General features: G+C 29.0%; 11 protein-coding genes and 1 pseudogene. 8 read left to right on the top strand and 4 right to left on the bottom strand.

Annotation, left to right across the window (positions count from 1 at the left end):
- Nucleotides 1–4: 4 nt before the first annotated feature.
- The 4 genes from fabF to pyk all read left to right on the top strand — a co-directional run bounded on the left by fabF (nucleotide 5) and on the right by pyk (nucleotide 3,988).
- Nucleotides 5–1,255 (top strand): beta-ketoacyl-ACP synthase II, encoded by a 1,251-nt coding sequence (fabF, locus tag QM495_RS09040; RefSeq protein WP_408671782.1) that lies wholly within the window; start codon nucleotides 5–7, stop codon nucleotides 1,253–1,255.
- 14 nt (nucleotides 1,256–1,269) lie between these two features.
- Complete coding sequence (gene rnc, locus QM495_RS09035) at nucleotides 1,270–2,010, top strand: ribonuclease III (protein ID WP_408671781.1); 741 nt, start codon at nucleotides 1,270–1,272, stop codon at nucleotides 2,008–2,010.
- A gap of 83 nt (nucleotides 2,011–2,093) precedes the next feature.
- The gene (locus QM495_RS09030) at nucleotides 2,094–2,552 is read left to right on the top strand and encodes an IPExxxVDY family protein (protein ID WP_408671780.1); all 459 of its coding nucleotides are present in this window, start codon (nucleotides 2,094–2,096) and stop codon (nucleotides 2,550–2,552) included.
- Nucleotides 2,553–2,554: 2 nt separating this feature from the next.
- Nucleotides 2,555–3,988 (top strand): pyruvate kinase, encoded by a 1,434-nt coding sequence (gene pyk, locus QM495_RS09025; protein WP_408671779.1) that lies wholly within the window; start codon nucleotides 2,555–2,557, stop codon nucleotides 3,986–3,988.
- Between the two features lie 67 nt (nucleotides 3,989–4,055).
- On the opposite strand, the gene QM495_RS09020 is transcribed toward pyk, so the two are convergent.
- Nucleotides 4,056–6,371 (bottom strand): M28 family peptidase, encoded by a 2,316-nt coding sequence (locus QM495_RS09020; protein WP_408671778.1) that lies wholly within the window; start codon nucleotides 6,369–6,371, stop codon nucleotides 4,056–4,058.
- Between the two features lie 157 nt (nucleotides 6,372–6,528).
- On the opposite strand from QM495_RS09020, the gene QM495_RS09015 reads away from it, so the two are divergent.
- The gene (locus QM495_RS09015) at nucleotides 6,529–7,944 is read left to right on the top strand and encodes an alkaline phosphatase (RefSeq protein WP_408671777.1); all 1,416 of its coding nucleotides are present in this window, start codon (nucleotides 6,529–6,531) and stop codon (nucleotides 7,942–7,944) included.
- A 143-nt stretch (nucleotides 7,945–8,087) separates the two neighbouring features.
- Here QM495_RS09015 and QM495_RS09010 read toward each other — a convergent pair whose 3' ends face one another.
- Nucleotides 8,088–8,435, bottom strand: a complete 348-nt coding sequence (locus tag QM495_RS09010) for a hypothetical protein (protein ID WP_408671776.1) — start codon at nucleotides 8,433–8,435, stop codon at nucleotides 8,088–8,090.
- Between the two features lie 34 nt (nucleotides 8,436–8,469).
- A complete protein-coding gene (locus QM495_RS09005; protein WP_408671775.1) occupies nucleotides 8,470–9,018 on the bottom strand; it encodes an HNH endonuclease in 549 nt (182 codons plus the stop codon).
- 179 nt (nucleotides 9,019–9,197) lie between these two features.
- Between QM495_RS09005 and QM495_RS09000 the strand changes: the two genes are divergently transcribed.
- Nucleotides 9,198–9,536 (top strand): single-stranded DNA-binding protein, encoded by a 339-nt coding sequence (locus QM495_RS09000; protein WP_408671774.1) that lies wholly within the window; start codon nucleotides 9,198–9,200, stop codon nucleotides 9,534–9,536.
- A gap of 336 nt (nucleotides 9,537–9,872) precedes the next feature.
- Nucleotides 9,873–10,829: a DUF3179 domain-containing (seleno)protein gene (locus QM495_RS08995; RefSeq protein WP_408671773.1), complete on the top strand. Its 957-nt coding sequence runs from the start codon at nucleotides 9,873–9,875 to the stop codon at nucleotides 10,827–10,829.
- A 6-nt stretch (nucleotides 10,830–10,835) separates the two neighbouring features.
- Here QM495_RS08995 and QM495_RS08990 read toward each other — a convergent pair.
- A pseudogene (locus tag QM495_RS08990) lies at nucleotides 10,836–11,021 on the bottom strand (S1 RNA-binding domain-containing protein); the annotation flags it as partial.
- Nucleotides 11,022–12,148: 1,127 nt separating this feature from the next.
- Between QM495_RS08990 and QM495_RS08985 the strand changes: the two are divergent.
- On the top strand, nucleotides 12,149–12,357 hold a 209-nt coding region (locus QM495_RS08985), incomplete at its 3' end, for a hypothetical protein (RefSeq protein ID WP_408671772.1).

The raw sequence follows: 12,357 nt of genomic DNA, 5'->3' as shown, positions 1-12,357 counted from the left end.
TAACATGAGAAAAAGACGAGTAGTAGTAACTGGACTTGGCGCATTAACTCCAATTGGTAATAATATCGAGGAGTATTGGAATGGTCTTGTTAACGGTGTTAGCGGGGCGGCTCCAATAACTAATTTTGATGCTTCCAAGTTCAAAACTCGTTTTGCTTGTGAATTAAAAAACTTTGAAATTACAGAGTTTCTTAATAGAAAAGATGCCCGTAAAATGGATAGATTCACTCAGTACGCTATGGTTGCTGCTGATGAAGCCATTATCGATTCTAAATTAGATTTAGAAAAAATAGATAAAGATAAAGCAGGTATAATTTGGGGAGCTGGAATAGGCGGACTTGAAACTTTTCAAAACGAAGTTCTAAACTTTGCAGAAGGTGATGGTACTCCAAGATTTAATCCTTTCTTTATTCCTAAAATGATTGCTGATATTGCACCTGGACAATTGTCGATAAAATACGGGTTTAGAGGCCCTAATTTTGCAACTGTTTCAGCTTGTGCATCATCATCAAATGCAATTATTGATGCCTTAAATTACATCCGTTTAGGTCACGCAGATATTATGATAACTGGAGGTTCAGAAGCTACAGTTACCATTGCTGGTATAGGTGGATTTAATGCTTTACAAGCACTTTCAACTAGAAATGACGACCCTAAAACAGCATCTAGACCTTTTGATAAAGACAGAGATGGCTTTATTTCAGGTGAAGGAGCTGGGGCTCTAATTTTAGAAGAATATGAGCACGCAAAAGCAAGAGGTGCAAAAATATATGCTGAAGTAGCTGGAGGTGGATTATCTGCAGATGCTTATCACATTACAGCTCCACATCCAGAAGGAATTGGAGCGAGAAATGTAATGCTAAACTGTTTGAGAGATGCGGGTTTAAAACCTGAAGATGTTGATGCTATTAACATGCATGGAACTTCAACTCCACTTGGTGATATTTCAGAATCTAAAGCTATTTTAGATGTTTTTGGTGAACATGCTTATACGTTGAATTTAAATTCAACCAAATCAATGACAGGTCATTTATTAGGTGCTGCTGGGGCTGTTGAAGCAATTGCTTCTATTTTAGCTATAAAACATGGAATTGTTCCACCAACAATCAATCATTTTACTGATGATGAACGCATTGATAATAAATTAAATTTCACTTTTAATAAAGCTCAAAAACGTAACGTAAAAGTTGCAATGAGCAATACTTTTGGATTTGGAGGTCACAATGCTTGTGTACTTCTTAAAAAACTTGATTAATACCATTTATTTGAATGAGCTTCATTCGTAACATTGTTAAACCTCGCTCAAAAAAAGACGAGCTTTTTTATGTTTCGTTAAAAAAATTATTGGGCTTTACTCCTAAAAATATACAATATTACCAAAAAGCATTTATTCATCGATCCGTTAAACAAGTAGATGATAAAACAGGGTTCCAAATTAATTATGAACGCTTAGAATTTCTTGGAGATGCTATATTGAGCGCAGTAATTGCTTCGCATTTATTCTTAGAAGTACCTTCAGAAAATGAAGGATATCTAACTCAAATGCGGTCTAAAATTGTAAGTAGAGAACACCTAAATGAATTGGGTAGAGACTTTAATTTATTACTTTTTGTTAAAAGTAGTGTTGCAAGGTCTAAATTTGGTAATGATATTCACGGAAATATTTTTGAGGCTTTAATTGGAGCAATATATATTGATAGAGGCTATAAATATTGTGAAAAATTTATATATAAGAGAGTGATTGTTCCTTATGTAGATGTACCTAAATTAGAAGGTAAAATAACAAGTTATAAAAGTTTATTTATTGAATGGTGCCAGAAACAAAAAAAAGAGTTTTTCTACAATGTTTATGAAGATACTGGTAATGATCCCATAAAACATTTTAGTGTTAAACTTTCTTTAAACGGTAAAATAATTGCAAAAGGAAGAGCAACTTCAAAGAAAAAAGCAGAAGAAATAGCGTCAAAGAGAGCTTACTTTGCTTTTCAAAATGAAATTTCTAATTTATAAAAAACTCGAATACGATTTCGTGATTTAATTAGTAACTGTTATTAAACAATCCTATTTTTGCAAAACTAATACTCATTTTTTATATGCAATTATTAACTTTAGATTTAGAAGATGACTATTTATTAATAGGAATTCATTCAACTGAAGAAGATTATAGATTAGCATATCTTTTAAATAAATATCTAAAAACTAAATTAATACGATTTAAGCATCATTTAGATTTTGAAAATTCAAATGCAAAATTTCCTCTCTTTGAATACAAAGACGAACAAAAACTCATTAATTATTATTTAATTAATAACAAGCACTCACAGTTTATAACTAATTTAAAAAACGTAGGCTTATTTGAAGGGAGTTATAGTACAATTTCTTATTTAATTCCTGAAAAGAAAAAAGTGGATTTCTTTTTAAAAATTGAAGGTTGCAATAAACAACTTTTTTTAAATAACTTAGTTTCTAAATTAAATAACATCCAACAAATAATTACCTCATACGCCATAGAACCTAACTCATTAAAATCAAAAGATCATCTAATATTTTAATTATGACAAAAAATAGAAAACGAACCAAAATAGTTGCAACACTTGGTCCAGCTTGTAGTACAAAAGAAACCATTAAAAAAATGATGGAATCTGGTGTAAATGTATTTAGAGTTAATTTTTCACATGCCGATTATGATGATGTAAAAACAAAAATTAAAATAATTAGAGAAATAAATCAAAATAGTGATTTTCATGTTGCTATTTTAGCCGATTTACAAGGACCGAAATTACGTGTTGGTGTAATGGCTGAAAAAGTAAAATTAAAGTTTGGAGATACCTTTACTTTTACTACTGAAAAATGTGAAGGTACACAAGAAAAAGCATTTATGACTTATCAGAATTTTCCTAAAGATGTAAAAGTTGGTGAGCATATTTTAGTTGATGATGGAAAATTATTATTTGAAGTTCTAGCTACTGATAATAAAACGAATGTAACTACCAAAGTATTACGTGGTGGAAAATTAAAGTCTAAAAAAGGCGTAAACCTTCCAAATACAAAAATATCATTACCTGCTTTAACTGAAAAAGATATTAAAGATGCATTATTTGCTATTGAAATGGAAGTTGATTGGATTGCTTTATCTTTTGTAAGAAACCCTGAAGATTTAATAGAACTTGAAGAATTAATTAAAAAACATTCTTCTTATAAAATTCCAATTATTGCTAAAATAGAAAAACCTGAAGCGATTGTAAATATTGAAAAAATTATACCTTATTGCGATGGCTTAATGGTAGCTCGAGGAGATTTAGGTGTTGAAGTTCCTATGGAAAAAGTTCCTTTACTTCAAAAACGTTTAGTTTCTATTGCTAAAAAATCTCATAAGCCCGTAATTATTGCTACTCAAATGATGGAAACTATGATTTCAAGTCAAGTTCCAACTAGGGCCGAGGTAAATGATGTTGCTAATTCAATTATGGATGGTGCTGATGCGGTAATGCTTTCGGGAGAAACTTCAGTTGGAGAATTTCCTATTGAAGTAATTCAACAAATGCGAAGAATTATTGAAAGTGTAGAAAATTCACCACTAATTTCAATTCCTGACGAAACTGTATTTTGTGTAAATGAGCGTTTTATTTCAAAAACTATTTGTCATCAAGCTGCTTTAATGGCTAATACCATAAATGCTGAAGTTATAACTACATTAACAGATTCTGGTTATACTGCTTTTCAAATTTCATCTTGGAGACCAAAGTCTAACATTTTAGTTTTCTCTTCAAATAGAAGAATTTTGGCAATGTTAAATTTATTGTGGGGTGTTAAAGGTGTTTATTATGATAAATTTGTAAGTACGGATCAAACTATTGAAGATATTAATAATTTAGCAAACCAAAAGGGTTATTTAAATAATGCTGATTATGCTATTAACATTACATCTATGCCTGTTAAGGAAAGAGGAATGGCGAATACAATGAGAATTACTGAATTTAAAAAATAGATTTAATATTAAGTTATTTAAGTAAAGAAAAAGGACTCTTAATATTTAAAGAGTCCTTTTTCTTTACTTAAAACTTTAGGTTGGTTTTTATAACCGTTGCATCATTTAACACAAAAGGTGTTGGCATCATTATTTTAGAACGTGGTACTATTTTAAATAGTGGGTTTGTAAACAAATCAAATTTTGCTTCTAAAATATTGATATCAAATTGTTGATTTTTATCTACAGTAAATTCAATATTTATAATTTCATCTTTTTGAGTTATAAAATAATTCATAACTGAACCTTCATTTACAGATAACACAAATTCATTTTTTGATTCATTCTTTAAAGCCTCATTATTTACTTTAAACGATTTAAAATGAATTGGGGTTTTAGTTAATATTTCAATTTTATTAGCATTTCTTACTGAAACAATACTTAAACATATTTTTCTATTTTCACCAACTATAGTATCTAAAGAAATTGAAATTAATGGTTTTTCAAGAGCTCTAATTGCTGTTTTTTTATGAAGTTGAATTTTAGTTTTGTATTTACTTGCAGTTGTATTGCTATCATAACTTCCTTTCGTTGGGTTTTCACCTAAAAATTGTTTTGTAAATTCATCAACCTGTAAATTATAACTGGCCCAATATGCTTCATTTTTATTAGCATCTAAAACATATAAAATACTATTTGGCTGCTTTCTATCAATACTATAAGATGAAAATATCGAAGCTGAAACTAATGCCAATACAGCAATTAATAGAAATAATTTACTTAAGTTTTTATGATTTTTATACTGCTGAAAAATTGGAACTAAAAACCCAACTAATAAAACGGTAAAAGCTGTACTAATCGCTAACATTTTTAATCCTAAACCAACAGGAAACATTTTTATTAAGGGAGCGAATATCAATAATACTGGAATTGACAAAATGGTAAAAAATAGTATTGTTTTACTTTTGTAATCTAAAAATATTAATACCGAAAGCATCATTAACAACACTAGAACAGGAATTATAAAAAATCCTGATCCTTTCAAATAAAAAGCAATACCACCGTTAATTAATAACCATAAAAATAAGGGGGCTATTAGTAAATCTTGTGGTGTTCTTTTTTTAAAAAATCCTTTATAAAACCAAAAACAAATAGCCAAAGTTATCGCTACAAATGCTGCAATATAATAATAACCATTGTAGGTAAATCCATGTAAAATATCATTATATTGTGGATATATTTTTAACAATAACTTCCATCCAAAAATAGCAATTAAAACTCCAAATATTAAAGAAAGTAAAAGCGGTACAAATCCTCTTAAAATCCCATTAATTGTTAATTTACCTTTTGAAATACCAATAAAAAGTAACACCAAAAACATGAAAGCACAAACAATAAACATTGGTAAAACCCAAGAAAAAGGGTAAAATACCAATCCAACAAAAGGGAAATTAAAATACACATAATCTTCCTGAGCTTTCAAATTTGTAATATCTGAATTTGAAAAATAATTTAGTGTTGCTGTTAAATAAGATGCTTGATGGTTTAAAGTATTTACATCCATTCGTTCAAAAGAATCTTGAGCAGTATGGTAATCGAAATGGTCTCCAATAAAAGCAAAATTAAATCCGTCAATATCACCATCTTCTCTAAAAACTGTTAAGTCGGTGTCATTCGGTAACATTTTATAAATGCTATACATTAAGGAATTTCCTACCGGATATGGAGTTTTCACCTGACTAAATGCTTCAATTAAGTTTTTATTTCCTCCATTAGTTTCTAATAATAAATAACTTGGACCTCCACTTCCACGAGCTTCAAAATTTAAGACCAAACCAACATCTTTTGCCCATTGATGATGATTTACAAAAGCATTAGCTCCTAATAAACCCAATTCTTCAGCATCAGAAATACAAATTATAATATCGTTTTTAGGTTGTTTATTAGTTGCTAAAAAAGCTCTAACTCCTTCTAAAATAACAACAACTCCACTTCCTGCATCGCTAGCACCTAAAGATGAATGAGGACTCGAATCATAATGAGAGAGTAACAATAATGCTTTTCCTTTTTCAGTACCTTTAATTTTTGAAATAATATTTTTAGTGTTTGCTGCAGCTCTCCATTTGTTATTTACTGCTATTTGTTCTTGAATTTCAACATCTAATCCTAATTTTTTTAATTCAGAAACTAAATAATTTCTAACCCGTTCATGTTCCTGTGTACCAGTAAAATGTGGTTTTTTTGTAATTTGTTTTAAATGTTTTAAAGCATTTGAAGTTGAAAATTCAGTAGCTACTATACTTTCCTTAATTTTTCCCGAAGGCATTAGTGAAGAAAAACTATAATAAACTGAAGCTACAATAATAAGTAATGAAAGAACTTGATGGTGTTTTTTTGAAATCATAAATTAATGAATTGAATTGCTTAAAATTAACTCATTTTTTAATTTAATTAAAATAAAATGTTAATGTTTCATTAAATAGTTCCATTTAGGCAATAATTAATACTTTGTAATCTTCTCAATTCTACTATATTTGAAAATATTTTTTTAAAACGTTATAATGGATAGAAGAAAATTTTTTAGAAACGGGTCTTTATTTGCTCTTGGAACTTCATTGTTAAATCCTTTTGATTTAGCTGCCGCTCCAACTGATTTTGATACTATAAAAAAGAATCATAAAGCCAAAAATATTATTGTTATTGTTAGTGACGGTATGAGTATTGGAACACTTAATATGGCAGATTTATATCTATCTAGAAAAACAGGAATTGGTAGTAACTGGCTTCAACTATATAAAGATAATAAAGTAAATAGAGCTTTAATGGACATGGCTTCTGCCAGTTCTATTGTAACTGATTCGGCAGCAGCAAGTTCATCTTGGGGTGGTGGTTTTAGAATTAACAATGGTGGATTAAATATAGGACCAAAAGGTGAACATCATTTACCAATTTGGCAAAAATTTAAAAAAGTAGGTAAAATGGCTGGTTGTGTTACAACTGTACCAATTACTCATGCAACACCAGCAGGATTTTGTGTAAACAGTAAGTCAAGAAATTCACAAGCTGAAATAGCTGAAAAATATTTAAACTTAGGGTTTGATATTATGATGGGTGGTGGTGAAAAATATTTTTCTTCAAAATATAGAAAAGATAAAAAAGATATATTTCAAGAGTTTGCTAATGGTGGTTATCAAGTAGTTAAAACTAGAAATGAAATGCTTGCTGCAGATACAAACAAACCAATTTTAGGCGTTTTTCAAAAAAATGGTTTGGCATACACCAGAGATAGAGATAGTAGTAAAGAACTTACTGAAAAAGTTCCAACACTTGCTGAAATGACTCAAAAAGCAATTGACCGAATGAAAAATAACCCTGAAGGTTTTGTATTACAAGTTGAAGCTGGAAAAGTAGATTGGGCTGCTCATGGAAATGATATTGCTGGTCTAATTTACGATCAAGTAGCGCATGATGAAGCAATAAAAGTAGCTATTGATTTTGCCGAAAAAGACAAAGAAACACTAGTAATTATTACTACAGATCACGGAAATTCAAATCCCGGAATAATTTATGGGAAAAAGGCTAATCATAATTTTGATACCGTACAAAACTATAAACATACCAACGAATGGATTTTAAATGGGTTTGGTAAAGAAACTTCTGTTTCTCAAGTTAAAGAACGAATTGAATACGCTAATAATTTTGCAACAACTGATGATGAAGCTAAAAGCCTTTTAAGTTATTATACCAATATAAAATCTGAAGATGGATTATACAATGCCAGACATTTACCTTTTAAAGTATTGGCTGACATCCAAAAACAGCACAATTCAATTGGTTGGATTAGTATGCAACATTCTGCAGATTATGTTGAATTAGCCATGTTTGGCCCTGGAAGTGATTTGCTAAAACCATTTATTAAAAATACCGACTTACATTATTTAATGTTAGAAGCTGCTGAAGTAGAAAATAAGTTTTAAATTAAATACCTCATGTTGTTTTGCTACATTCTCAATAACAAAGAGAACGTAATTATGAAGAGTTTTTCACGACAAAGTAATCTGTAAAAAGTAACAGATTGCTTCACTTCACTACGTTGCATTCGCAATGACGAAATACACAATTATTCCTTCCTAATTAATAAATAATAATCGTTTTCTAGTGCTAAATAACCTTGGTCATAAATATAATAATAGGTATTTCCTGTTTTTGTGGTATAGATAGAAGTGAAAAAGTTGAAATCAAAATTACCATCTAACAATTTTGTTCTGGTAACCTTCGTTTTTCCAGTTGCATTTAAACTAGCTAATAAATGATGGTTTTTACGAAGTCTATTATTAATATTTCTAATTAAATTTTTACTTTCCTTATTCACTTTATTGTTGAAAGAATTTCGACAATAATCTGAACAAAACTTTTTATCAATACGTCCTTGAAATGCCTCTCCACATTCTAAACAATTTTTTTTCATAGCAATTATTACTCTTTTTCAATTATATTTTATATTACTCTACACTTCCCCAATTTTCGCCAGATTTAATTCGATATAACTGCATTTCAGATATCCCAAATTGTTTAGCAATTAAACGCATTCTAGTTCTTCTATTTGGGTCATTAATTTTTCGTTTTATCATTCTAACCCTTCCTTCAGATAATTTTGAATAAGTTCTTTTACCTACTCGCTTTTTATGAACTGGATTCTTTTTATTATGTGCATTTAATTCAACTCTGTTTGCCCATTTTAAGTTTGAAGCAACATTATTAGTTTTATCAAAATCTAAATGAATTACAAACTTTTGATCTTCCCTTTTACTTACAAATAATGAGGCTACAGCTCTATGCGCATAACTTGAAGATGTTCTTTTTTTATCCTTTTTCTTAATCCAAAAAGAAACATAGCCACTCACATAAGCATATTTTGATAGTTCCCATGTATCATCATATACTTTTTTACGTTTTATTCTTCCATAATTAGATATCAACAACTCATCCTCTTCACTCCAAGAGTCAAGCCTGTAAGGTAACCATAGTTCGTTTTTAAAATCAATAATCATATTGTTGGCTTTAGAAAAGGGGTTCAACAAATATACTTAAAAATATCCATTTACAAACGACTACAACCGTTTACAATCGAAAGTAATTATATAACAACCGAATAAATTTATAAAGCTATCTAATATTTGTAATGTTGAATTGAACAAATGAGATTCAACTTAATTTAAAATCTTATCTTATGAGTACGTTAAGAAACAAAGTACAGTTAATTGGAAACTTAGGAAGTAATCCTGAAATTATTTCTTTAGAAAACGGGAAAAAGCTAGCAAAATTTTCGTTAGCAACTAATGAAAGTTATAAAAATGCCGAAGGTGAAAAAATAACAAATACCGATTGGCATAATATAGTTGCTTGGAACAAAACTGCAGAAATTGTAGAGAAATATTTAGAAAAAGGACGAGAAGTTGCTATTGAAGGGAAGCTAACTTCCAGAAGTTATGAAACTAAAGAAGGTGAAAAAAGATATATTACAGAAGTTATAGTGAGTGAATTATTAATGCTTGGTAACAAGCAGTAATGTGGAAAATTGTTTTGAAAAAGAGGAAAAACCGCCAGTTGGCGGTTTTTTTATTAAATACTATTTTGGTAGTAACCTGAGTTCGACATAAATACTTCTGATTATTAGTCATTTATAAATTCTATAGTAAAAACGGGTGTCATTCTTGCGAAGGCAGGAATCTAAACGCATCCTATTTATGGATTCCTGCCTTCGCAGGAATAACAAAACAACTATAAAACACACTAATTCAACAATTTATGTTATTTTACTTATATCGAACTCACGTTATTAATCAATTTTAGTTGGTAGTAAGTAATTCATCTTCTTTTCGACTGATTTAAAAATTCAATTAAAATGAAACCTTTCTATTTTGTGATTTTACTACTATTAATTTATAGTTGTTCAAATAGTAATTCTGAAAATACTAACTTAGAAACTATTGATACAATTAGCACTGATTTAACCGGTGCTTTAAATTTATTTCCTTTAGCCTTAAACCCAGATTTCACTTCTGTTTCAAAAGTTAATTTAGCTGATGGGGCTTTAGTTGGTATTGTTAATTTTAGTTCAGAAATTCGTGTTTATCCATATTCTTTTATCGTTCATAATGAAGTTGTTAATGATGAATTTCAAGGAGTTAAATACGCTATTAGTTATTGCCCAATTACTAAAAGCTCGTTAGCATTTAGTAGAAGTGAAACTTTTAGAGCTTCAGGTTACCTATACAAAGATAATTTAGCTCCTTGGGATGAAAAAACCGAATCTATTTGGTCTCAAATGCTTATAAAAGCAATACAAGGCGAAAAGTCTAATACACGTTTTAACACTATTCCAGTTGTAGAAACAACTTGGAAAACTGTTAAAGAATATTTCCCTAATGCAAAAGTAGTTTCATCGGAAATTTTCTCAAGTAAAGAAGAACCATCTGGTGGTGATTCTACAAATAGTGAAAATGCACCGAGTTCAAACGAACTGGTTTATGGAATTCTAGATGATTTTAATAATATTAGAATATTTAAGTATTCAAATTTTTCTAATGATTCAACTATTAATTTAACAATACAAGGGCAAAAATACATTGTGTATGGGAATAGTTCTAAACATATTATTAATGCCTTTAAAGTTGAAAATTTTGAAGATTATACCGTTATTGAAGATGAATTCCCGTTTGTTTTAAAACAAATTAATGGAATAAAATATGATGTATTAGGAAGAGGTACAAATGGAGTTTCGTTAGAAAAACCTAAATATGCTTATGTAGCAATTTGGAGTGCTTGGTTAGAATTTTACGATAATTTTACATTTCAATAAAATCAATTACTTATAATTCATAGATAACTGAATCCTTTTACAAGCAATATCAACTTCTAGTACTTTTACTATTACTTACTGATGTAAATTTACAATCTTACGAACATCGCTCACAAATTTACCTGATAAATTCGAGACATATACCAATCCACTTTCTTTAATTCCAATAGCTACAAAACACCTAAAATTAGTGTGTTTTATAGTTGTTTTGTCATTCCTGCGAAGGCAGGAATCCATATTACTCCTTTTCCCAAATACCCAAAAACTTATCGCTTAAAACAACGAACACCAAAATAAAAAAAACTAACTAACAAACAATTAAAACCCAATAGATTCCTGCCTTCGCAGGAATGACACCTATTTTTACTAAAAATTTATAAATAACTAATAATCAGAAGTATTTATATCGAAATCAGGTTACTAAATTTAGTGTATAATTCTAACATTTTTAATGCAAATACTACAATATCATCAAAAATTAGTACTATTATTCACAATACTAGGTAATAACTGACCTTCTCTTACATCATTTATAGTTTTAATTTGTTGATTGAATGTAAAAACTTTGGCTAAATTTTCTTCAGCAACAAATGAAAGCTATAGAAATACAGAAGATAAAAAAACAAATGCCAATTAGCATAATAAAGTTGCTTGACAACAAGTAGTAATGTGAAAGATTGTTTTGAAAAGGGAAAGAAACTATCAATTAGTGGTTATTTGTCTTAAATAATACCTCTATTGCTTTCTAAAAAAAATAAAAATATTACAATAAAAGCTTCAAAATTGCAAACCGTTATCAATTTAATATACTACTAACGTGAGTTCGATATAAGTAAAATAATATAAATTGTTGAATTAGTGCGTTTTATAGTTGTTTTGTCATTCCTGCGAAGGCAGGAATCCATAAATTGCGTTTAGATTCCTGCCTCCGCAGGAATGACACCCGTTTTTACTATAGAATTTATAAATAACTAATAATCAGAAGTATTTATGTCGAACTCAGGTTACTAAATTTAGTGTCTAATTCTAACATTTTTAATGCAAATACTACAATATCATCAAAAAAAAAGATAAAACGTTGAATATCAAACATCCAAATAAAAATAAACCTTTTTAAAATAAATTTTTAAACTGTTCTTTTTCAGCTTTTTATAGGTTAACTATTTGGAATTCCATAATTTTATATTTGAAAAATAGTTTTTTTTACAAATCTAGTATTGCATAATAAGAATTATATATGTAGTTTTGTTTACTAATTGTAATAATACAGTTTTATTAACCTATTTAATTTAAAAGAATATTAATTAAAAGTTTACAAAATGAGAAATTTAAAAAAATTGTCGTTAGCACTAATGCTAACTACCCTATTTAGTATTAGCTTTACTTCTTGTATTGACACAAATGTCGATCCTGCTGTAGAAGCTATCTACGCAGCTCAAGCTGATTTGATTGCAGCTCAAACTGCAGTTCAAAATGCTGAAGCTGATTATTTAACAGCTCAGGCTGCTGCAGAACAAGCGCAAGCTGA

The organism is Lutibacter sp., assembly GCF_046055765.1.
Lineage (GTDB): Bacteria > Bacteroidota > Bacteroidia > Flavobacteriales > Flavobacteriaceae > Lutibacter.
The sequence above is the reverse complement of the archived record's forward strand: the minus strand, read 5'-3'. Positions and strand labels throughout refer to the sequence as shown.